This is a genomic window from Cupriavidus necator, assembly GCF_013141915.1.
Taxonomy (GTDB): domain Bacteria; phylum Pseudomonadota; class Gammaproteobacteria; order Burkholderiales; family Burkholderiaceae; genus Cupriavidus; species Cupriavidus necator_B.
Window position 1 is genome coordinate 258,146 of record NZ_SROX01000006.1, and the last position, 22,216, is coordinate 280,361.

22 protein-coding genes are annotated in these 22,216 nt (G+C 68.5%); 12 read left to right on the forward strand and 10 right to left on the reverse strand.

The window, feature by feature from the left end:
* The first annotated feature begins 101 nt into the window (after positions 1–101).
* Positions 102–1,376, forward strand: a complete 1,275-nt coding sequence (locus E5S69_RS14280) for an O-acetylhomoserine aminocarboxypropyltransferase/cysteine synthase family protein (RefSeq protein ID WP_171515300.1) — start codon at positions 102–104, stop codon at positions 1,374–1,376.
* 104 nt (positions 1,377–1,480) lie between these two features.
* Here the strand turns inward: E5S69_RS14280 and E5S69_RS14285 are convergent, their stop codons facing one another.
* Both E5S69_RS14285 and clsB read right to left on the reverse strand, forming a co-directional pair.
* Entirely contained in the window at positions 1,481–2,440 is a 960-nt protein-coding gene (locus tag E5S69_RS14285) for a lysylphosphatidylglycerol synthase domain-containing protein (protein WP_171515301.1), read from the reverse strand.
* A complete protein-coding gene (clsB, locus tag E5S69_RS14290; protein ID WP_171515302.1) occupies positions 2,437–3,669 on the reverse strand; it encodes a cardiolipin synthase ClsB in 1,233 nt (410 codons plus the stop codon). Before clsB ends, E5S69_RS14285 begins: the two co-directional genes overlap by 4 nt.
* Before the next feature lie 198 nt (positions 3,670–3,867).
* Between clsB and E5S69_RS14295 the strand changes: the two genes are divergently transcribed.
* The 5 genes from E5S69_RS14295 (at position 3,868) to E5S69_RS14315 (ending at position 8,607) form a co-directional block, all read left to right on the forward strand.
* A complete protein-coding gene (locus E5S69_RS14295) occupies positions 3,868–4,689 on the forward strand; it encodes a MetQ/NlpA family ABC transporter substrate-binding protein (RefSeq protein ID WP_171515303.1) in 822 nt (273 codons plus the stop codon).
* 252 nt (positions 4,690–4,941) lie between these two features.
* Positions 4,942–6,027, forward strand: coding sequence for a pyruvate dehydrogenase (acetyl-transferring) E1 component subunit alpha (gene pdhA / locus E5S69_RS14300; protein WP_171515304.1), 1,086 nt, complete (start codon positions 4,942–4,944; stop codon positions 6,025–6,027).
* Between the two features lie 61 nt (positions 6,028–6,088).
* Positions 6,089–7,066, forward strand: coding sequence for an alpha-ketoacid dehydrogenase subunit beta (locus tag E5S69_RS14305; RefSeq protein WP_171515305.1), 978 nt, complete (start codon positions 6,089–6,091; stop codon positions 7,064–7,066).
* A 37-nt stretch (positions 7,067–7,103) separates the two neighbouring features.
* Positions 7,104–8,222 (forward strand): dihydrolipoamide acetyltransferase family protein, encoded by a 1,119-nt coding sequence (locus E5S69_RS14310; protein ID WP_171515306.1) that lies wholly within the window; start codon positions 7,104–7,106, stop codon positions 8,220–8,222.
* Positions 8,223–8,412: 190 nt separating this feature from the next.
* Positions 8,413–8,607 (forward strand): CopG family transcriptional regulator, encoded by a 195-nt coding sequence (locus E5S69_RS14315; RefSeq protein ID WP_092314319.1) that lies wholly within the window; start codon positions 8,413–8,415, stop codon positions 8,605–8,607.
* Between the two features lies 1 nt (position 8,608).
* Here the strand turns inward: E5S69_RS14315 and E5S69_RS14320 are convergent, their stop codons facing one another.
* On the reverse strand, positions 8,609–10,294 hold the full coding sequence (locus E5S69_RS14320; RefSeq protein WP_171515307.1) for a SulP family inorganic anion transporter: 1,686 nt from the start codon (positions 10,292–10,294) through the stop codon (positions 8,609–8,611).
* A 205-nt stretch (positions 10,295–10,499) separates the two neighbouring features.
* Here E5S69_RS14320 and E5S69_RS14325 point away from each other — a divergent pair, with 205 nt between their 5' ends.
* Together E5S69_RS14325 and E5S69_RS14330 are read left to right on the forward strand one after the other, a co-directional pair.
* Positions 10,500–10,937, forward strand: a complete 438-nt coding sequence (locus tag E5S69_RS14325; RefSeq protein ID WP_171515308.1) for a universal stress protein — start codon at positions 10,500–10,502, stop codon at positions 10,935–10,937.
* Between the two features lie 84 nt (positions 10,938–11,021).
* Positions 11,022–11,678 (forward strand): peroxiredoxin, encoded by a 657-nt coding sequence (locus E5S69_RS14330; RefSeq protein ID WP_171515309.1) that lies wholly within the window; start codon positions 11,022–11,024, stop codon positions 11,676–11,678.
* A 315-nt stretch (positions 11,679–11,993) separates the two neighbouring features.
* Here the strand turns inward: E5S69_RS14330 and E5S69_RS14335 are convergent, their stop codons facing one another.
* From E5S69_RS14335 to E5S69_RS14345, 3 genes are all read right to left on the reverse strand, one after another.
* The gene (locus E5S69_RS14335) at positions 11,994–12,971 is read right to left on the reverse strand and encodes a chemotaxis protein (RefSeq protein WP_171515310.1); all 978 of its coding nucleotides are present in this window, start codon (positions 12,969–12,971) and stop codon (positions 11,994–11,996) included.
* Between the two features lie 143 nt (positions 12,972–13,114).
* A complete protein-coding gene (locus E5S69_RS14340) occupies positions 13,115–13,375 on the reverse strand; it encodes a MoaD/ThiS family protein (RefSeq protein WP_092314329.1) in 261 nt (86 codons plus the stop codon).
* A 29-nt stretch (positions 13,376–13,404) separates the two neighbouring features.
* On the reverse strand, positions 13,405–14,577 hold the full coding sequence (locus E5S69_RS14345; RefSeq protein ID WP_171515311.1) for a glycosyl hydrolase: 1,173 nt from the start codon (positions 14,575–14,577) through the stop codon (positions 13,405–13,407).
* Positions 14,578–15,125: 548 nt separating this feature from the next.
* Here E5S69_RS14345 and E5S69_RS14350 point away from each other — a divergent pair.
* Positions 15,126–15,749, forward strand: coding sequence for an N-acetyltransferase (locus E5S69_RS14350; RefSeq protein WP_171515312.1), 624 nt, complete (start codon positions 15,126–15,128; stop codon positions 15,747–15,749).
* 16 nt (positions 15,750–15,765) lie between these two features.
* Here E5S69_RS14350 and E5S69_RS14355 read toward each other — a convergent pair whose 3' ends face one another.
* Complete coding sequence (locus E5S69_RS14355) at positions 15,766–15,975, reverse strand: hypothetical protein (RefSeq protein ID WP_171515313.1); 210 nt, start codon at positions 15,973–15,975, stop codon at positions 15,766–15,768.
* A gap of 468 nt (positions 15,976–16,443) precedes the next feature.
* On the opposite strand from E5S69_RS14355, the gene E5S69_RS14360 reads away from it, so the two are divergent.
* On the forward strand, positions 16,444–17,838 hold the full coding sequence (locus tag E5S69_RS14360; RefSeq protein ID WP_171515314.1) for an NCS2 family permease: 1,395 nt from the start codon (positions 16,444–16,446) through the stop codon (positions 17,836–17,838).
* 144 nt (positions 17,839–17,982) lie between these two features.
* Here E5S69_RS14360 and E5S69_RS14365 read toward each other — a convergent pair whose 3' ends face one another.
* Positions 17,983–18,393, reverse strand: coding sequence for a VOC family protein (locus tag E5S69_RS14365; protein ID WP_171515315.1), 411 nt, complete (start codon positions 18,391–18,393; stop codon positions 17,983–17,985).
* A gap of 328 nt (positions 18,394–18,721) precedes the next feature.
* Between E5S69_RS14365 and E5S69_RS14370 the strand changes: the two genes are divergently transcribed.
* Positions 18,722–19,030 (forward strand): H-NS histone family protein, encoded by a 309-nt coding sequence (locus E5S69_RS14370; RefSeq protein ID WP_171515316.1) that lies wholly within the window; start codon positions 18,722–18,724, stop codon positions 19,028–19,030.
* Between the two features lie 64 nt (positions 19,031–19,094).
* Here E5S69_RS14370 and E5S69_RS14375 read toward each other — a convergent pair whose 3' ends face one another.
* A complete protein-coding gene (locus E5S69_RS14375; protein ID WP_171515317.1) occupies positions 19,095–19,628 on the reverse strand; it encodes a hypothetical protein in 534 nt (177 codons plus the stop codon).
* A 567-nt stretch (positions 19,629–20,195) separates the two neighbouring features.
* Between E5S69_RS14375 and E5S69_RS14380 the strand changes: the two genes are divergently transcribed.
* On the forward strand, positions 20,196–21,224 hold the full coding sequence (locus E5S69_RS14380) for an AraC family transcriptional regulator (RefSeq protein WP_236901331.1): 1,029 nt from the start codon (positions 20,196–20,198) through the stop codon (positions 21,222–21,224).
* 12 nt (positions 21,225–21,236) lie between these two features.
* On the opposite strand, the gene E5S69_RS14385 is transcribed toward E5S69_RS14380, so the two are convergent.
* Positions 21,237–22,157: a LysR family transcriptional regulator gene (locus tag E5S69_RS14385; protein WP_171515318.1), complete on the reverse strand. Its 921-nt coding sequence runs from the start codon at positions 22,155–22,157 to the stop codon at positions 21,237–21,239.
* Positions 22,158–22,216: the final 59 nt, after the last annotated feature.

The window sequence follows — 22,216 nt, forward strand, 5'->3', positions numbered from 1 at the left end:
GCTGGTACCATCGCATGGCCCGGCGCGCCCGCACGGCATGCCCGGCAGCACCGCGGGACTTGCTACGCAGCGCCGCTGCGCCATCCAACCGAGAGAAGACGATGAGACTCGAAACCCTGGCCGTCCACGGCGGCTATTCGCCCGACCCCACCACGCGCGCGGTGGCCGTGCCGATCTACCAGACCGTGGCCTACGCCTTCGATAGCGCGCAGCATGGCGCGGACCTGTTCGACCTGAAGGTGGCCGGCAACATCTACAGCCGCATCATGAACCCCACCAACGACGTGCTCGAGCAGCGCCTGGCCGCGCTCGAAGGCGGCGTGGGCGCGCTGGCGCTGGCGTCGGGCATGGCGGCGATCACCTATGCGATCCAGACCATTGCCGAGGCCGGCGACAACATCGTCTCGTCCAGCCAGCTATACGGCGGCACCTACAACCTGCTGGCGCACACGCTGCCGCAGTCCGGCATCGAGACCCGCTTTGCCGACGGCCGCAATCCGGCCAGCTTCGGCGACCTGATCGACGCGCGCACCAAGGCCGTGTTTGTCGAGTCGGTGGGCAACCCGCTTGGCAACGTGGTCGATATCGCCGCGATCGCTCGCGTGGCACACAACCACGGCGTGCCGCTGATCGTCGATAACACGGTGCCGTCACCCTACCTGTGCCGGCCGTTCGAGCATGGTGCCGATATCGTCGTGCATTCGCTGACGAAGTACCTGGGCGGCCATGGCAACAGCGTCGGCGGCGCCATCGTCGACAGCGGCAAGTTCCCCTGGGCGCAGCACAAGGAACGCTTCCGGCGCCTGAACGAGCCGGACGTGTCGTACCACGGCGTGGTCTATACCGAGGCCCTGGGGCCGGCCGCCTATATCGGCCGCGCGCGCGTGGTGCCGCTGCGCAATACCGGCGCGGCGCTGTCGCCGTTCAATGCCTTCCTGATCCTGCAAGGCATCGAGACGCTGGCGCTGCGGCTGGACCGCATCACTGACAACGCGCTGGCGATCGCGCGCCACCTGCAGCAGCATGCCAAGGTGGCTTGGGTCAATTTTGCCGGCCTGCCCGACCATGCCGACCACGCGCTGGTGCAGCAATACCTGGGCGGGCGCGGGCCCGGCATCCTGTCGTTCGGCCTGAAGCAGGGCGGCCGGGAAGGCGGCGCGCGCTTCCTCGATGCGCTGCAGCTGTTCACGCGGCTGGTCAATATCGGCGATGCCAAGTCGCTCGCCACCCACCCCGCCTCGACTACGCACCGCCAGCTCAATGCCGAAGAACTGCAGGCCGCCGGCGTCAGCGAGGACATGGTGCGGCTGTCGATCGGCATCGAGCATATCGACGACCTGATCGAGGACCTCGACCGCGCACTGGCAGCGGCCTGACCCCGGCCCGATCTGATACCGCTGGTTTGCTCCCCTCTCCCGCCCGCGGGAGAGGGGCCGGGGGAGAGGGCAGGCGCCGGCATTCGCGGACGACCCTCGCACACCTACCCTCCCCCAGCTTTGCCTCGCGCCTCCAGCACAAAATAGCTCACCGAGCCGATCACCAGCGGGATCAGGTAGTACAGCGCGCGGTACGCGATCAGCGCGGCCAGCAGCAGCCCGTGCGGCACCTGGTCGCCCAGCATTGCCAGGAACACCGTCTCGATCACGCCCAGCCCCCCGGGAATGCGCACCACCACGCCCGCCAGCCCCGATGCCAGCAGCACGCCTAGCACGGTGAAGTAGCTCGCATGCGTATGCAGCAGCGCATACAGGATCGCCGCCATCGACATCCAGTGGACCGCCGACAGCGCGCATTGCAACGCCGCAAAGCGCATCGTGGGCATATAGATGTCGTGGTCGCGCACGGTGCGGTGGCGCCCGTGCCAGAGCGCGCACGCGGCCAGGTAGCCGGCCGGAACCGCCAGCATCAGCACGCCCAGCAGCCGTGTCGCCGCCGCGGGAATGCCCCACTCCGGCGGCAGCACCACGAGCTCGCCGGCCAGGATGGCGCCCGCCAGCACGGCATAGCCGAGCCAGTTGCTGCTGACCACCACCACGAACAGGCTCCAGATCTGCGGCGCGCTCAGCCCCGCGCGCGAATACAGCCGGTAGCGCACCCCCGCGCCGCCCAGCGTGGCGCCAAGGTTGAGACTGAGGGTGTAGCTGACATAGGAGATCGCCATCACCCGGCGCAACGGCAGCGGGTGCCCGGCGTAGCGGCAGCCAAGCACGTCGAACTGGCTGTACAGCAGCCCGCTCAGCGCCACGAAGCCGGCCGCCGGCAGCAGCGTGCGCGCGTTGAAGCCGCGCAGCGCGGCCAGCACCGCGTCCCAGTCGATGGTGCCCAGCTTACGGGCGATCAGCGCCAGCACGGCGGCAATGAACAGGATGCCGATGGCGCGACGCCACGCGGGCCAGTGCGCATGCTGGCGGAGCGCCGACAGGGCCTCGGCGCCCGTCATTCCGCGCCTCCGCGCAGCACCACCACGCGCCGCGCGTTGCGCCGCCCGCCCGGCATCGGCTGCACCAGCCGCGGCGCATGCGCCGGCAGCCAGCCCGCCCAGGCCGGAAAGCGGCGCAGGAAGTGGAACATCAGCGTGGCGCCCAGCGCGTCGAGGCGGCTGCGCGGCGACTTCAGCCCCGGCGGCACGGCGCGGCAGCGCGCGCCGATCAGCGCCTCGAGCTGGCCGCGCAGGTGGCGTGCAAAGGCTTCATCGCGGATCACGAGATTGGCCTCGAGGTTCAGCGACAGGCTCAGCGGGTCAAGATTGCTGGAGCCCACCGTGGCCCAGTTGTGATCCACCACCGCGACCTTGCCGTGGAAGGGCCGCTCGACGTATTCGAGGATCTGCACCCCGGCGTCCTGCAGCTGCGCGTAGAGCAGGCCGCCGGCGCGCGCCACCCACGGCATGTCCGGCTTGCCCTGCAGCAGCAGCCGCACCCGTACGCCGCGCGCGGCGGCCTCGCACAGCGCATGCAGCAGCCGGTAGCCCGGCAGGAAGTACGCATTGGCGATGATGACCTCGTGGCGCGCCGCGCGGATCGCGTCCAGGTAGGCCAACTCGATATCGTTGCGGTGGCGGTGATTGTCGCGCGTAACCAGGCACGCGCGTCCTGCAGGCGTGCGCGCATCCGATCGCTCCGGTTCGGCCGGCAGCTCGGGCAACGGTGGCGGCGGGCACGCGCCTGGCATTGCCCGCACCAGGAATTCGTGCACCTGGCGCGCAAACGGCCCGCGGATTTCCACCGCATAGTCCTGCTTGGCCAGCGGCCCGAACCGGTACAGGTGCTGCGCCGAGAAATTGATGCCGCCGACAAACGCCACCTCGGCATCGATGGCAACCAGCTTGCGGTGCATGCGGCGGAAGATGTGCGTGCGCACGCCGAACAACCGCGGCCGCGGGGAGAATGTGCAGAACTGCACGCCTGCATCGACCAGCCCGGTGATGAAGCCCGCCGACAGGTCATGCGAGCCGAAGCCGTCCACCGTCAGGGCCACGCGCACGCCGCGGCGCGCGGCCGCCACCAGTGCCGCGTGCAATTTGTGGCCTACCTCGTCTTCAAACAGGATAAAAGTTTCCAGCAGTACGCTTTCGCGCGCGCGCGCAATGGCGTCGAACACGCACGGAAAATACTCCTCGCCGTTCTCAAGCAGGCGGAAGCGGTCGGAAGCGGACGGCAGCGGTGTCATGGCCGGGGAATCGCCGCAAACACCATGCCAGCGCAAGCACCACGCCGGTGGGCCCTGACCGCGGCGTAGCCCTTATGCCGCGCCGGCATATCGCCATGCGTAATCGCTCGTTCGTCCATGGGCCGCCGTTCCATACAATGGGCCGATGCCGCCGCGCGATGCCGCAGGCAGCCAACACCATCCATGGGGAGCGATCCAATGCAATACGGGAAATTCGGCCTGGCCGCGCGGCTGGCGGCAGCGGTACTCGCGCTGGGCGTGGTCCACGGCGCTGGCGCGGCCGATCCGGACAAGAAGGAAATCCGCTTCGGCGCCACCGCCGGCCCCTATGCCGACCAGATCCGCTATGGCGTCAAGCCGGTGCTGGAACAGCGCGGCTACAAGGTCACCATCATCGAGTTCAGCGACTACGTGCAGCCCAACCTGGCGCTCGCCGACGGGGCCATCGATGCCAACGCGTTCCAGCATGTGGCCTACCTGAAGAAGTTCTCGGCCGACCGCAAGCTGGCGCTGAGCGACGTGATCCAGGTGCCGACCGCGCCGATCGGCATCTACAGCCGCAAGCACAAGGCGCTGGTCGAGGTGAAGGCGGGCAATACTGTGTCGCTGCCCAACGACCCGACGAACCTGGCGCGCGCCATTGCCATCCTGCAGCAGATCGGCTGGGTCACGCTCAAGCCCGGTATCGACCCGATCCGCGCCAGCGAACGCGACATCGACGCCAACCCGCACAAGCTCAAGTTGATCCAGCTGGAAGCCGCGCAGCTGCCGCGCTCGCTCGACGATGTCGACTATGCCTTCGTCAACGGCAACTATGCACTGGCCTCGGGCCTGAAGCTGACCTCGGCACTGGCGCTCGAGAAAATCCCGGACTATTACATGAACCTGGTCGCGGTGAAAACCGCCGACCTCGACAAACCCTTCGTCAAGGATATCCGCGAGGCCTACCAGTCAGCCGAGTTCAAGGCGGTGACGCGGCAGCGCTTCGCGGGCTTCGTGCCGCCGCCGTACCAGCGCTGAGCGCTGCGCCAGCCCAGCAAGGCGCGCCGCGCGGCGCGCTTTCGCCTGGGCGCGCAGGCATTGCCGCATTGTGCGCAGCACGACAATTCCGCGCGGCGCCGGCCGCGCAAATGCCCTACACTCAAGCTCAAGTCCCCCGCGCCCACAAAGCACGGCAGGGATCACAACGCGATCATTGCTGCGGATGGCTGCGAAGATCCTCGCTCCTGTCCGCGCGGATCCTGTCGAGACAACCGCATCGAGAGACCTGCCATGTCCACGGTTGCGCGCTTTGAGATCGGCTATACCCGCTACCTTGCCCCGCCGGGCGACACGTCCCCCCCCACAGCTTCCCCTCCACCGTTTGCCAGCGACCCTGACGCGCTGGTGCCGCTGTACCAGGCGATGGTCCTCACGCGCCAGTTCGACCTGAAGGCGATCGCGCTGCAGCGCACCGGCAAGATCGGCACGTTTGCGTCGGCGCTGGGCCAGGAGGCCATCGGCGTGGGCGTGGCCTACGCCATGCGGCCCGAAGATGTGCTGGTGCCCTCGTACCGCGACCACGCGGCGCAGTTTGTGCGCGGCGTCACGATGACCGAGAGCCTGCTCTACTGGGGCGGCGACGAGCGCGGCAGCGGCTTTGGCGCGGCGCCGCACGACTTTGCCAACTGCGTGCCGATCGGCACCCAGGTGTGCCACGCGGCCGGCGCCGCCTACGCCTTCCAGCTGCGCGGCGAGCCGCGCGTAGCGGTCTGCCTGCTGGGCGACGGCGGCACCTCCAAGGGCGACTTCTATGAAGGCATGAACATGGCCGGCGCCTGGCGTGCGCCGCTGGTGATCGTGATCAACAACAACCAGTGGGCAATCTCGATGCCGCGCAGCGCCCAGACCGCGGCCCAGACGCTGGCACAGAAGGCCATCGCCGCCGGCATTCCGGGCGAGCAGATCGACGGCAACGACGTGGTCGCGGTGCGCGATCGCGTCGGCGAAGCCATCGCGCGCGCCCGCGACGGCGGCGGTCCCGCGCTGATCGAGGCCATTACCTACCGGCTGGGCGACCACACCACCGCCGACGATGCCTCGCGCTACCGCGACGAGGCCAGCGTCAAGGCGCATTGGCAGCACGAACCGCTGCTGCGACTGCGCACCCACCTGCTGGCCCTGCATGCCTGGGATGCGGCGCGCGAAGAGGCGCTGGTCAAGGCGTGCACGCAGCAGGTGGCGCAGGCGGTCGAGGCCTACCTGGCGCTGCCGCCGCCAGACCCGGCGGCGATGTTCGACTGCCTGTACGCGGCCATGCCGGCCGAACTGCAGGCGCAGCTGGAGATCGCGCGGCACTTCCCGGCGCAGCACGGCTAGCCGCGCCTGCCGGCGCTGCCCGCGCCGTCCTCCATCTGCCCACAGCGAGAGCGAGCGAACCATGGCGGAAATCAATCTGGTCGAAGCAGTCAACCTGGCGCTGGCCCATGCGCTGGATCACGATCCCGATGTGCTGCTGCTGGGCGAGGACATCGGCATCAACGGCGGGGTGTTTCGTGCCACCGTCGGCCTGCAGGCGCGCTTTGGCGCCGCGCGCGTCATGGATACGCCGCTGGCCGAAGGCGGCATCGTCGGCGCGGCGATCGGCATGGCGGCGATGGGACTCAAGCCCGTGGCCGAGATCCAGTTCACCGGCTTCATCTACCCGGCGGTCGACCACATCATCAACCATGCCGGGCGCATGCGGCACCGCACGCGCGGGCGCCTGAGCTGCCCGCTGGTGGTGCGCTCGCCGTGCGGCGCGGGCATCCACGCGCCCGAGCACCATTCCGAAAGCCCGGAGGCAATGTTCGCGCATATGCCAGGCATCCGCGTGGTGGTGCCGTCATCGCCGGCGCGCGCGTACGGGCTGCTGCTGGCGGCGATCGCCGACCCCGACCCGGTCATCTTCCTCGAGCCCACGCGGCTGTACCGCCTGTTCCGCCAGGAAGTGGCCGACGACGGCGCGGCGCTGCCGCTCGATACCTGCTTCACGCTGCGCGAAGGCAGCGACATCACGCTGGTCAGCTGGGGCGCGATGGTGCAGGAGACGCTTGCCGCCGCCGATGCCCTGGCCGCGGAAGGCGTCACCGCGACCGTCATCGACGTGGCCACGCTCAAGCCGCTGGACATGCAGACCATCCTGGAGGCGGTCGCGCGCACCGGCCGTTGCGTGATCGTGCACGAGGCGCCGCGCACCGCCGGCTTCGGCGCCGAGATCGCCGCGCAACTGGCCGATGCCGGGCTGTACTCGCTGGCCGCGCCGGTGCAGCGCGTGACCGGCTTCGATACCGTGGTGCCGCTGGCGCGGCTGGAATACACCTACCTGCCCGGCGTCGCGCGCATCGTCGATGCTGCGCGGCGGGCGCTGGCGGCGTAGGCACCAGACCCCCGACAATACTTGCCAAGGAGGACGGATGCGAGTCTTCAAGCTGCCCGACCTGGGCGAAGGCCTGCAGGAGGCCGAGATCGTGACCTGGCACGTCAAGACCGGCGACACCGTGGCGGCGGACCAGCCATTGCTGTCGGTGGAGACGGCCAAGGCGATCGTGGAAATCCCGTCGCCCTATGCCGGCAGCATCGGCAAGCTGTTTGCACAGCCGGGCGACATCGTGCACCTGGGCGCGCCGCTGGTCGGCTTCGAGGGCGCCGGCGAAGATGCCGACGCCGGCACCGTGGTGGGCTCGGTCCAGGTCGGCACGCACGTGGTCAGTGAAGCCGCACCGCCTGGCGCCGCGGCGCCCCCGCCGGGCATGGCGGCGCGCATCAAGGCCACCCCAGCGGTCCGCGCGCTGGCGCGCCGGCTTGGCGTCGACCTGGCGATGGCCACCGCCTCGGGCCCCGAAGGCGTGGTCACCGCCGCCGACGTGGAACGCGTCGCCGCCACGCTGGCGGATCTCGGCACGCCCGAAGAACTGCGCGGCGTGCGCCGCGCGATGGCGCAGAACATGGCGCGTGCGCAGGCCGAAGTGGCCGCCGCCACCGTGATGGACGACGCCGACATCCACGCCTGGCAGCACGGCGCCGACGTCACCATCCGGCTGGTGCGCGCGCTGGTGGCGGGTTGCCGCGCCGAGCCGGGACTCAATGCCTGGTATGAAGGACAGACCGGGCGCCGCCACGTGTTGAAGAAAATCGACGTCGGCATTGCCGCCGACCTGCCCGAGGGCCTGTTCGTGCCGGTGCTGCGCGATGTCGGCAACCGCGACGCGGCCGACCTGCGCCACGGGCTCGACCGCATGCGCGCCGACATCCGCGCACGCACCATCGCCCCCGAGGAGATGCGCGGCAACACCATCACGCTGTCCAACTTCGGCATGATCGCGGGGCGCTATGCGGCGCCGATCGTGGTGCCGCCCACCGTGGCGATACTGGGCGCCGGGCGCGTGCGCGATGAAGTGGTCGCGGCCGATGGCATGCCGGCGGTGCACCGGGTGATGCCGCTGAGCCTGACCTTCGACCATCGCGTGGTCACCGGCGGGGAAGCCGCGCGCTTCCTGGCGGCGGTGATCGCGGATCTGGAGATGGCGGAATAGGGCTGGCCGACAGTGGGTGTGGCACGACGAAGTGCTACAGGCTTTGCCAACACCCTGTGTGCTCCCTCTCCCGCAAGCGGGAGAGGGAGCCCCCCCCGCGTCCCAACGGCCGCCAGGCGCTGCGGGGGCGCTGTATATAATGCCCTTCCATCGCCGCCGCCATCACCGGCCCGGACCGCCGCACACCCTCATGGAATCCAAGACTGCCCGCCTGACCATCCTGATCGATCCGGTCAAGAAAAAGGCCTTTGAAACGCTGTGCGCCGCGCAGGACCTGACGCCGTCGCAGGTGGTGCGCCAGCTGATCCGCGATTACCTGGCGCAGCATGGCGTGGATTACGCCACCAAGCCCAGGCCGGCGGGCAGCACGCGCCAGAAGAAGTAACTCAGTGCGGGGCGTTGCCCCCGCCTTGCTCGTCCCCCGCCAGCACGGCGCAGCGTTGCACCGCCTGCGCCAGCGAATCCACGTAGTTGCCTTCCCCCAGCGCCGCCAGCACACCGGCGCGCGCCAGCTTTTCCCTGACCCGTGCGTTGGCTTCGGCCAGCACCACCGCGACGCCGCGCTTCTGCAGCGTGACGATCACCGCCTCGAGCGTCTGCAGGCCGGTCATGTCCATGAAGGGCACGCGGCCCAGGCGGATCAGCAGCACGCGCGGCTCGGTATGGGTCTGCACCAGCGCCCGCTCGAAGGCTTCGACGGCACCGAAAAAGAACGGGCCGTCGATGACATAGACCAGCACGCCCGGCGGCATCCGCGCCACCACGCCGGTGCCGGCATCGCCCAGTTCGCGCGCCACCGCCTCGGCGTCCTGGGGTGCCACGTCCACCGAAGCCGACATGCGCCGCAGGAACTGCAGCATGGCCAGGATCACGCCGATATTGACCGCCACCACCAGGTCGGTCAGCACCGTCAGCGTAAAGGTGATCAGCAGGATTGCGACATCGGCGCGCGGCGCGCGCCGGACCATGCGGGCGAACTGGCGCATCTCGCTCATGTTGTACGCCACCACGAACAGGATCGCGGCCAGCGCGGCAAGCGGCACGCTGGCCGCCAGCGGCGCCAGGAACAGCAGCACCAGCACCAGCGTCAGCGCGTGCACCACGCCCGCCAGCGGACTGTTGCCGCCGTTGCGGATATTGGTGGCGGTGCGCGCGATCGCGCCGGTGGCGGCAAACCCGCCGAACAGCGGCGCCAGCACATTAGCGATGCCCTGGCCCACCAGTTCCTGGTTGGAGTCATGCCGGGTGCCGGCCATGCCATCGGCCACCACCGCGGACAGCAAGGACTCGATCGCGCCGAGCATGGCGATGGTGAAGGCGGGCCCGGCCAGCTCCAGCACGCGTGCCAGCGTCACCTCCGGCAGCGCCGGCAGCGGCAAGCCGCGCGGCAGGCCGCCGAAGGCCGTGCCGATGGTGGCCACGCCGTCGAAACGGAACAGCGCCTGCACCGCGGTGGCCGCCACCAGCGCCACCAGCGGCCCCGGCACACGCCGCAGCCAGCGCACGCGGGGCGCGCCCAACACCAGCGCCAGGCTGCCCAGCGCCAGCGCGGTGGTGGCTGGGTGCCATTGCGGCAACGCCTGCAGCAGATGCCAGAATTTCTCGTGGAAATGCTCGCCGGCCACCGGCGCCAGCCCGAAAAAATCGCGCCACTGGCCCACGAAGATGATGACGCCGATGCCCGCGGTGAAGCCGACGATCACCGGCGCGGGTATGAACCGGATCACGCTGCCTAGCCGCGTCAGCCCCATCGCCAGCAGGATCAGCCCCGCCATCAGCGTGGCGATCTGCAGGCCGTCGATGCCATGGCGCGCCGTCACCGCGGACAGCACCACGATAAAGGCGCCGGTGGGCCCGGCGATCTGGACCCGGCTGCCGCCGCACAGCGACACCGCCAGCCCGGCGACGATGGCCGTGTACAGGCCGTGCTCCGGCTTGGCGCCCGAGGCAATCGCAAAGGCCATCGCCAGCGGCAGCGCCACCACCCCCACGATCACGCCCGACACCAGATTCCGCAACCAGTTGCCACGTTGGAACAATCCGGCCAGCCAAGCTTCGCGCAGCGCAATCATGCCTCGGTCCCTTCCATCGGTGCGGGGGTACAGGTGCATCGAATGATAACAGGATGTTAATGCCTGGCCGCCCTCCGGTCGGCGGGTGTCCGGCTCCCGGTGTCCTGTTACTTATGCCGCGCAATTCCTATACTGGATTGGCTCGCCCGCCAGTGCGCGGACGCGTCAGGCTGGCGCGGTATCTCTCTGCAAGCGGAGGCTCATCATGTTCAGGCACCTCCTAGTACCGACCGACGGCTCCGCGCGCGCCGAGGCCATGGTGGGCCGCGCGATGGCATTCGCCAGCCGTATCGGCGCCCGCGTGACGGGGCTGCATGTGCTTCCCGAGTACCACGTGCTGACCTACCGGCTCACCAGCCTGCAAGACACCAAAACCAGCTTCGCCGCCGAAGCCGCGCGCCACGCCGACACCTTCCTGGCCGCGCTCAGCCATGCCGCGGCGCAGGCCGGCGTGCCCTGCGACACCATCACCGCCACCGACGACCATCCCTGGCAGGCCATCATCGCGTGCGCGCAGCAGCGCGAGTGCGACTTGATCGTGATGTCGTCGCATGGCAAGCGCGGGCTGCAGGCACTGTTGATCGGCAGCGAGACGCACAAGGTCCTGACCCACAGCACGATCCCGGTGCTGGTCTTCCGCTAGCGGCGGGCAGGGCCATGGCGAGAGCGGGCAATAGTGCGCGGCGACGCGCGATTCCAAACCATGCCAACTGCAAGGAGCGCAACCATGGCGATTCGACTGGGCGAGCAAGCCCCTGATTTCACCGCCGAGACCACGGAAGGCCAGATCAATTTCCATGAGTGGATCGGCGACGGCTGGGCCATCCTGTTCTCGCATCCCAAGGACTTCACGCCGGTGTGCACCACCGAGCTGGGCTACATGGCCCGGCTCAAGCCCGAGTTCGACAAGCGCAATACCAAGATCATCGGCCTGAGCATCGATCCGGTCGGCGACCACCAGCGCTGGGTCAAGGACATCGAGGAAACGCAGAACTGCACCATCAACTACCCGATGATCGGCGACGCCGACCTGAAGGTGGCCAAGCTCTACGACATGATCCACCCCGAGGCCAGCGGCGGCGGCCCGCGCACGGCGGTGGACAACGCCACCATCCGCTCGGTGTTCATCATCGGCCCGGACAAGAAGGTCAAGGCGATGCTGGTGTACCCGATGAGCGCGGGACGCAATTTTGACGAGGTCTTGCGGCTGCTGGATTCGCTGCAGCTCAATGCCAAGCACTCCGTGGCCACGCCGGTGAACTGGAAGCCGGGCGAGGACGTCATCATCCCGACTTCGGTCTCGGACGAGGAAGCCAGCAAGAAATACCCGCAGGGCTTCAAGACGCTGAAGCCCTACCTGCGGACCGTGGCACAGCCCAAGTAGCAGGGCAGGACGGGCAGGAACTGGGAGAGCGAGGAGCGGCAGCACCGGCAAGCGCGGCGGCGCGCACTGTGCGCCAGGCCCGCGCCGGGCTTCCCGGCCGGCATCGCGCGATGCCGGCCGGGAGGGCAGCGGCACGCCCTGGTTGGGCCACAGGAAATATCCACAGGTTCAGTGGATATCCCCCCTCTTGACAACCGCAAAGGGCGCGCCCGCGCTGGCACACACTGGAGTGCCCGTTTTATAGGCAACCGAACGGCGTACGGGAATGGTTGCGGGCGCTTGCATTTTGTGCCTGCTGCGAGCCCCCGCGTCCGCTTAACGGCTCAGCACCGTGCGGATGGTGTCGGCCAGTTCCTTGGCGACAAACTTGGCCACATAGGCGTCGGCCCCGACCTTGCGCACGTGTTCTTCGCTGGCCTCACCCGACAGTGACGAGTGAATCACCACCGGCAGCGACTTCAGCCGGCTGTCGGCCTTGATCTTGCGGGTCAGCGTAAAGCCGTCCATCTCGGGCATTTCCAGGTCGGTCAGCACCAGCGCCACGTCGTCGTGGATCGGGCGACCATGGCTGGCGGCCTCGGCAGCGATGCGATCCAGCAGTTCCCAGGCCTCCTTGCCCGACTTGGTCATCACCACCGGCGCGCCCAGCGCCTTCAAGCCCTGCTCGATCAGCCCGCGCGCCAGCGCCGAATCGTCGGCGGCGATCACCCTGGCGCCGGGGCGCAGTTGCAGCTGGGGCCCGACCTCGCCGGGATCGACGTCAGGCTGGCGGGTGGGCAGCACGTCGCGCAGGATCTGCTCGACGTCCAGCACCTGCACCAGGCGCGCTGCTGCCGCGCCGCCATCGGCGCCATCCGGCCCACCCTCCAGCTTGGCGATGCTGGTCACATGGCCGGTGCGCACGCTGGCCTCGGCCGAATGCACCTGGTTCCATTCCAGCCGCACGATTTCCTCGACGGCTTCGACCGCAAAGCCCTGGGTCGAGCGCGCATATTCCGTCACCAGCAGGATGCCCAGGCCGCCGCGGGGCTTGCAGCCCACCAGCCGCGGCAGGTCGATCACGGGAATTACCTGACCGCGGATATCGGCCATGCCCAGGATCGACGGGTCGGCGCCGACCACGGTGGTCACCGGCGGCATCACCAGGATCTCGCGCACCTTGAAGACGTTGATGCCGAACAGCTCCGACTGGCCGGAATGTTCCGCCTCGCCGAGCCGGAACAGCAGCAGCTCGAACTGGTTGTTATTGGTGAGGTTAGTCCGTTCGTCGATGTCCCTCATGGAACTGCTCATGCGTCGCTCCCGTGCCGTGCGTATGGTGTGTTGCCGCCATCGTGGTCATCTGCCTGCGGCCGCGGCGGATGGCGCACGGCAGGGTTCATGACTGGATATCGGCCGGGGGCACGGGAGAGTTGAGCGGCGCCGCAGCCGGGGACCTAGCCTCCGGCCAGTGCCTGCAGGATATGGACCTCGTCGGTTTCCTGCAGCGGCGCGTCGAGACGCATCAATTGCGTGCGGTTGACGAAAACGCGGATATACGGCCGCAGCTTGCCCTGTTCATCGACGATGCGAAAGCGCATGCCGGGAAACTGGCGCTCGAGGTCGTCGAGCAGCTCGGCAATGCTGGCGCCGCGGGCCTCGACATATTCGCGCTGTCCGGTATAGGAGAACAGCGGCGTCGCGATACGGACCTGCATGAGGAGTCCTCCGGAGCGGCGGCCGGCGCTCAGGCCGGACGCGCCACGCTGACCGCGTAGATCTGCGGCAGGTTGCGGGCGATGCATTGCCAGGCCTCGCCTTCGTCCGCGCTGGCCCACAGTTCGCCGCCGGTGGTGCCGAAGTACACGCCGACCGGATCGTGGCCGTCGGTGGCCATGGCCTGCCGCTTGACCGTGAACCAGCCCTGTTCGGCCGGCAGGCCGCGGTCCTGGCGCTGCCAGGTCTCGCCGGCATCGCGCGTGACATAGGCCGCAGGCCGGCCGCCCGGGCTGACGCGCGGCCACACATCGCTGCCGTCCATCGGAAACACCCACACCGTGCGCGGATCGCGGCGGTGCGCCACGATGGGAAAGCCGATGTCGCCGGCTTCCGCTGGCATCGCCTCGCCGATCCGCTTCCACACGCCTTCGCGGCGGTCCATCCGGTAGATGCCGCAATGGTTCTGCTGGTACAGGATGTCGGGGTTCGCGGGATGCTGCAGCACGCAGTGCGGGTCCTGTCCGTATTCCGGGTTGGGATCGGGCAGGAAATTGGCAATGCTGCCGCGGTTCAACGGCTTCCAGTCGGCGCCGCCGTCGGTGCTCTCAAACACGCCGCCGCTGGACATGCCGATATACAGGTGGCGCGCGTCGCGCGGATCGACCAGCACGGAATGCAGCTTGGGGCCGTCGGGGGTGCCGTCCTGCTCGCCGCCGGTCCAGGCGCGCCACATCGGATGGTCGTTGAAGCCGCGCACCGGCTCCCAGGTAGCCCCATGGTCGGCGCTGCGGAACAGGCCCTGCGGCGAGGTGCCGGCGTACCACGTGCCGGACTCGCTGGCATGGCCCGGCGTAAGCCAGAACACGTGGTCGACGACACGGCCGGTCTCGCCCTCCGCCGCCTTGTCGAAGGCGGGCGGGCGCGCTGCCTCGGTCCAGTTGCGGCCGCCGTCGGCGGAGCGGAACACGGTCGGGCCCAGGTGGCCGGTGTGCGACGCCATCAGCAGGCGCGACGGGTCGCGCGGGTCCTCCACGATATGGTGAATGGTATGCCCGAGGAAGGTCGGGCCTGCGATCTGCCAGCTGCGGCGAGCGGCGTCGCTGGTCAGGAACCAGGCGCCCTTGGTCGTGGCCACCAACAGCCGGACCGGGCCGGTATCCGCGTCATGGCCAGCAATTTCGGGTGTGGGAGAAGTCGTCATCTTGGCTCCTGGAGCAAGGCCGGGTGAACGATGTTTCCGAGTCTAGTACATGTAGACAGTGTTCACAATGAACCATGACGAAGGTCGCGACCTGTCTCTGCACCGGCTCCTGGCTGCCGATGAAGTAGAACGGCGTTGAGCGCGGAAGCCGGCAACTTGGCTGGACATTGCGGGAAAAGTGTGGCATAAGCAATGTTCTTCCCAATCTTCGCGCCCCGCCCTCATGCCTTGCGATGCCCGTTTCGACACCCTGAACCGCCCGGCCCAGCCGGCGGCAGGCGTGCGTGCGCGCGCCGCGCAGCGGGGCCTCGTCTTTGGGGTCCGCCGCGCCGTGCTTTTCCTGGCCGTGCGGGCAGTTCGGGGCGCCACCCTCCAGCCCTGAGCTTTCCCGCACGGCCCATGTCGCGGATGCCATCCGGCACCCGCTCGATCATGCCGCCAGGAGAAAGCCAGACATGTCACCGCTCTACCGCCATACCTTCTGCGCCATGGTGGCGCTCGCCGCCCTCTACCTGATCCTCAATACCTGAGCAGGTGGGACCATTGCCATGGCGAATTTTCATGCCCTGCGTCTGCCGATGCTGGCGCTGCCGCGCGCGCTCGAACTGCGCATCGACGTTGACCTGCCCCCCGCCGAAATCGAGCGCGAGCTCGACGCCCTGCACGGCCGCATCGCCCGGCCAGGCGACCGCCTCCATGCGATGCCCGCCCTGGCCGCGGGCGCGCCCGGCCTGCGCCTGCGCTACCGCGAGGCGGACGGCGAGTATTACGTGTATGTGGAGGACGTCATGCAGCGCCGGCTGGCCGGTTATACCGTCTTCAACCGGCTGATCGAGGTCGGCCGCCGGGCCGATCCATGGGTGCGGGCGCCGCATACCAAGTTTGCGCCCGCTTACCAGCGCCGCGGCCTGGCGCGGGCGTTGTATCGCTGGGCACTGGACGGCGGGCTATGCCTGCTGAGCGGCGCGCGGCAGTCGGCCGGCGCCCACGCCCTATGGCAGGCACTGGCCCCGGACTACGCCATGGGCTATGTGGATTTGCGCGGCAAGACGCTGACGTGGCTCGGAGATGCCGTCGATCAAGCCACGCGCGAGGGGCTGCATACGCGCATGCTGCTGCTCGGGCGCGGCTGGACGCTGGAGGCGTTCATGGCTCGCACCGGCATGTACTGACGCAGCGCGCGTGTCGTTACAGCCAGCGGATCGGCGCGGCCTCGCGGGCATTCGCCGCATACAGCGTCCAGCCCTGCGCAAAGTACGCGCGCACGCGCGCGGCCAGCGACTGGCCTGCGCCGATCCGGGCGTAATAGGCGACATCGCGCGCCGGCTGGACTGGCGCAGGCTTAGAGACCTCCGGCTGGGCGGGTTGGCGATAGAGGGTGTCGGCAAGTGCTTGCACGGGGAATTTTCCTTTCCGGTGGGACATGGTTTGACGTGCCTCGCGAAGCACCGGGAGACGCGGTTCGCCTCCCATCGCAAGACATCCAAGGGTTATCCCTAGTATAGCGAAGTGGCCCGCCCGACCTACGGGTCAATCCCTATAGGCCGTATATGCGCCGCCTGATAACGGCAGCGGCCGAAAACGCCACGTGGCGCGGTTTCGCGCCGTGACGATACTCAAACGTCACATTCGATATTCCCGCCCGCGCATGCCGCGCATTGAGCGCCGGTGATGACGGCTGGCCCGCGCTCCCCTAGCCTTCAGCCTTGCCCGGATCAGGCCCGCAGAGGCACCGACAAGCGGCACACCGATAACAGCGGGGTTGGCCAGGATTTCCGCCTCCAGCCCAGACCAGAACCAAGTGAGACAAGCCTGACGACAGTCCGCATGACGGACGTTGCAGCGCCCGCAAGGAGACAGTTCATCATGATCGAGCAACCCTATCCGTCGTCCGCGGCGGACGCCGATGCCGCACGCTCCCACGTCCCCGAAGCCAGGGGCCGGCTCGACGCGTTCTTCGAGATCACCAAGCGCGGCAGCACCCAGCGCCAGGAAGTCGTGGCCGGGGTCACCACCTTCATGGCCATGGTCTATGCCGTCTTTGTCGTACCGGGCATGCTGGGCAAGGCCGGCTTCGACACCAGCGCGGTCTTTGTCGCGGTGTGCCTGACCACGGCCTTTGGTTCGCTGCTGATGGGCCTGTGGGCCAGGCTGCCGATCGCCATCGGCTGCGCCATCTCGCTGACCGCGTTCATGGCCTTCGGCCTGGTGCTGGGGCAAGGCCTGTCGCCGGCGGTCGCGCTCGGTGCGGTGTTCCTGATGGGCCTGGTCTTCACCGCGATCTCGGTCACCGGCGTGCGCTCCTGGATCCTGCGCAACCTGCCGGCCGGCGTGGCGCACGGCACCGGCATCGGCATCGGCCTGTTCCTGCTGCTGATCGCCTCGAATGAAGTCGGCCTGGTGGTCAAGAACGCGCACGCCGGCCTGCCGGTGTCGCTGGGCAAGATCACCTCGTTCCCGGTGGTGATGTCGGTGCTGGGCCTGGCCGCGATCTTCGGGCTGGAGCGCCGCAAGGTGCCGGGCGGCATCCTGCTGGTGATCGTCGCCATCTCCGCGCTGGGCCTGGTTTTCGATCCGGCGGTGAAGTTCACCGGCGTATTCGCGCTGCCGTCGCTGAGCGCACCGGGCCATGAATCGCTGATTGGCGCCATGGACGTGCGCGGCGCGCTGACGGCCGCCGTGCTGCCGAGCGTGCTGGCACTGGTGATGACCGCGGTGTTCGACGCCACCGGCACCATCCGCGCCGTCGCCGGGCAGGCCGGGCAGCTCAATGCCGCCGGCCATATCCACAACGGCGGGCGCGCGCTGACCGCGGATTCGGTCAGCTCGATCTTCTCGGGCATGTTCGGCGGCGCGCCGGCCGCGGCCTATATCGAATCGACCGTCGGCGTGGCCGCCGGCGCCAAGACCGGCCTGACCGCGGTGGTGGTGGGCCTGCTGTTCGTCGCGGTGATGTTCTTCTCGCCGCTGGCCGCGCTGGTACCGTCGTACGCCACCGCGCCCGCGCTGATGTATGTGGGCCTGCTGATGCTGTCAAGCGTCAGCCGCCTGCACATGGATGACCTGGTCGATGCGCTGGCCGGCCTGGTCTGCGCCGTGTTTATCGTGCTGACCTGCAATATCGTGACCGGCATCATGCTGGGCTTCTGCACCCTGGTGGTGGGACGCGTGGTCGCCGGCGAATGGCGCAAGCTCAATGTTGGCACCGTGGCCATCGCGGTGGCGCTGGCGGCGTTCTACGCCGGCGGCTGGGCGATCTGACCCCATGCATGACCGCGTCCCGGGCCTTCCCGGGACGCTGACAACCAGATGTCTCCTCCACCGACGATCCAGGTGGATTTCAAGCCCGGGCTTCCTGCTTTCCCGGGCTGTTTTTTTTGGCGCTTGCCCGGCGCGATGGCGCGTTCACTGCGACGCCTGCATCGCCGCCATATCCATGTACACCAGTTCCCAGACATGGCCATCGAGGTCCTGGAAGCCGTGCCCGTACATAAAGCCCAGATCCATTGGCGGCTTGTAGGTATTGCCGCCCGCCAGCACTGCGGCATTGACCATTTCATCGACGCGCGCCCGGGTTTCCATCGACAGGCAAACCAGCACTTCGGTGGCTTTGCGCGCATCGCAGATTTCATTGGGCGAGAAGCTGCGGAACTTGGCTTCGGTGAGCAGCATCACGAAAATGTTCTCGCCCACGATCATGCAGGTGGCGCTATCGTCGGTAAATTGCGGATTGAAGGAAAAGCCCAGCTGGGTAAAGAAGGCAATCGATTTTTGCAGGTCGCGGACGGGCAAATTGACAAAGATCTGCTGATTCATAGGGTGGCTCCGGAGGTCGTGACATGGCACTGCGCGGGGCGCAGACAAACAGTCTAGGCGAAAACAGCAAAGCGGCGCGCGTATTTCCATTCTCTAAATGACGGCAAAAAGGAAGATCCGGCGCGCTCAAGCAGTGCATTGGATCGGGCGAGCTTGCGGCGATGCTTGCGACAATGGTTGCCCCTAATTGGCATGGTAATCAGGCTGGCCAGCTTGCCCGACAATCTCTCCGTGCAATCTGCGTTATTTTTTGTAAAATTTTTTCAGGTGCTCTGTCACCGGAATTTCTAGTACCATGCAGCGGCCTAATTGCAGAAAGGGGATATAAATGGCGACATACAAGCAACTCCTGGCTGAGAAGGAAGCGCTGGAAGCCAAGCTGAATGAAGTGCGCGCGACCGAAGTGGCGGGCGTGATCGATAAAATCCGCGACCTGATGACCGAATATGGCCTGACCGCGGAAGACATCCTGCCCCGGCGCAAGCGCGGCCGTCCCGCCGGCAGCAGCCCGCGCAAGGCCGCCGCCGCCCTGCCCCCGAAATACATGGATCCCAAGACCGGCAAGACCTGGTCGGGCCGCGGCCGTGCGCCGGCCTGGCTGGGCAAGCGTCCGGAGCGCTTCCTGATCGAGCAGTAAAACGGGCGCTGCCGCCGGACGGCAGCGCCGCAACCCGTCCGCAGCCCGGGGGCCCGGACGGGTCTCACAACGCCTGGCAGACGTAATCCTTGCGCAACGCCCTGAAGCCCTGCTGGGTCGGCTCCGCCGTCAGGCGCGCGCCGCCGTCGGCCAGCGGCTGCAAGCGCAGAATCCGCGCGGAACACTGGCTGGCGGTCTCGTCCCGCTGGTAGCGGATCTCATACTGCCCGCCGGCCACCGGCACGAACGACACGCCCGCGGCGCAGCGCAGTTCGGGTAGCGGCGGCGCAGCGGCCGAGGTCACCGCCACATAGATGCGCCGGCCCGCCTCGACCAGCCGTTCGCGCGTGCGCGTGGCCGGCTCCGGCGAACGCCCGGCCATGTCCAGGCTGCGCTTCCTTCCCATCGCCGACAACTGTTTGCCCATTCCTGCCAGCACCAGCGGCCGGGCCGGATCCGGGCACCGGGCCGGATCGACGATGGTGAACGAGGTGTTTTCGTCGGTGCTGGTCACCAGCCGCACGCTGGCGGACGGCGCACCAGCCGGTACCCGGTATTGCGCCACGCATCCCGACACCGCCACGGCAGCCGCAAGCATCGGCAACACGGCAAGGCGGGGCGGGCGGGCGGACAACCGGTCATGGCGCATGGCGGGCAGGTTAAGTCGCAAAGGCAGGATGCCGGGCCCGAGCCGGGGTTGGCGGCACGATGATGAAAATTGGGCCAGGGATGCGGGCTGATCGCGCTGCGACTGACCGCACCGCCAATGGCCGCCGGGGCCCGGACGAGGCCGCCATGCCACCAAAGCCGCCCAGCATACCCGCTTCCGGCGCCCCCCGGCAGCCGCACAAACCCATGTTGAAAACTCCGACGTGATATCCACAGAATCTGTGGATATCCTGCCCGTGCCCAGTCCGGAAACCCCAGTCTGTGCGCCAGCGCACCGGACTGCCCAAAATTTAAGCAACGGGTTGCAGCGACCCGGGAAGCCAGCAGCGGCGCGGCACTGGGCGCCATCAGGCACGGATCCGGAAGCAGTAAAGCTGCCTGGCACACACTTCCGCCCGGCACGCACCCTTGTAGGGGCCATCGTCACCGCGTAATCTCTTTCGTACCGGGGGCTGCACTGGCGCATTTGCGCCACCTTGCCAGCCAGAAAACGACGATGCCACAACAAGAGCCTCTCCAGGCCGGGCCGTTGCCTCGTGACCTGCTGCACGCGCTGCGTGAAGGCGGTTACGACGTATCGGCACTCGCGCCTGCCCCGGAATCCGATACCGACTCCGACTCCTGCGACCACCAACCCGCCGCGCATGCGGCCGACCCGCAACAGGCCATCCACCTGCTGCTGGCCGTCTATCACGCCACCGGCGACCCCGCCATCGGGCTGTGGCTGGGCAGCCGCATGCCGCCCGACCTGCTCGGCCTGGCCGGCCTGCCCGCCATGGCCGGCCCGTCGCTGGGAACGGCCCTGCGGCGCATCGCGCGCTACCAGAAATTGCTTGCCGGCGACCGCGTCGAACTGCGCCGCCAAGGCGACGAAGCCTGGGTCTGCATCCGCCCGAGCGATCCCGAAGCGCCCGACAGCCGGCCGCGCATCGACATGGAGCTGTGCTCGCTGCTGGCCTTCGGCCGGCGCTTCACGCGCAAGCCGCTGCATCCACTGCGGGTCTCGCTGCGCATCGGCCGGCCCGACTGGCACCTGCGCTACACCGAGGCCTTCGACTGCCCGGTGCGCTTCGGCGAGCCTGAAGACGCGATCGTGTTCGGCCGGCGCGACCTGGCGCTGCGGCTGATGGCACGCGACCGCTCCAGTCCCACGGCGCCCGCGGCCAGCCGCGACCTGCGGCCGGCCGCGGCGTCGCTGGCTGATGTGCGCGGTGCCCTGCAGCAGCTGGCCGGCGACCGCGCCCTGAGCCTGGCGGCGGTGGCGCGCCACCTCGACATCAGCGAGCGCACGCTGCAGCGCCGGCTGATGGCCGCCGGCACCAGCTTCCGCGCGCTGTGCGAGGACGCGCGGCGCGAGCTGGCGGGCCATTATCTGAGCGAAGGCGCGCTGTCGCTCGGGGAGATCGCGTTCCGGCTCGGCTTTGACGATGCCAACTCGTTCTTCCGCGCTTTCCGCCGCTGGACCGGCACGACGCCGGGCGACTACCGGCGCCACGCCACGCCAGCGCCGCAGCCACCGGCCTAGCAGCGGCCTCGCTCACCCGCCGCGGGCTTGCTCCCACGGCGGGTTGTCGCCAAAGCGTTCGGCCAGGAAATCGACAAAGGCGCGCACGCGCGGCGGCACCAGCCGCCGCTGCGGCATCACCGCGTAGATGCCGGTGTCCGCTAGCGGGTAATCGGGCAGCACCTGCACCAGCCGGCCGGCCTGCAGGTCGGCGCAGACATGCCAGGCCGAATGCAGCGCAATGCCGAAGCCCGCCAGCGCCGCGTCGGACAGCAGCTCGCCGGTATTGGCCTCGATCCGGCCGCGCACGCGCACGGCGATCTCGCCGCCGGCGCCATCGCCGAGCCGCCAGACATCTTGCCGCCCCTGGCTGCCAACCAGCAGCAGGCAATCGTGCCGCGCCAGGTCCTGCGGCGTGCGCGGGGTGCCGCGCCGGCGCAGGTAGTCGGGCGACGCGCACAGCAGCCGCCGGTTGTTGGCCAGCCGGCGCGCGACCAGCGCCGAATCGTCCAGCGCGCCGATGCGGATCGCCAGGTCAAAGCCGGCGCTGACCAGGTCCAGCACCTGGTCGCTCAGGTTCACGCTGAGCGATACGCCCGGATGCCGGGCCAGGAATTCCGGCAGCAACGGCGAGACATAGAGTCGGCCAAACGACGACGACGTGGTCACCCGCAAGGTTCCGCTGACGCCGGTGCCAGCCTGCCGCAGCGACGCCCCCAGCGCCTCCAGGTCGTCCACCAGCGCGCGTCCCTGCTCGGCCAGCACGGCGCCCTCCGGGGTGGCGTGCAGCCGCCGCGTGGTGCGATACAGCAGGCGCACGCCCAGTTCGCGCTCCAACCGCTGCAGCCGCTGGCTTGCCACCGCCACGGAAAGATCCAGGCTGCGCGCCGCGGCGCTGATGGAGCCCAGGTCCAGCACCCGCAGAAACAGGCCGATATCGCCGATCCGGTCCATGATTTTCAATATTTTCTTGAAACTGATTATGGATCATGCCGGTTTTTGCTGAATCCGAA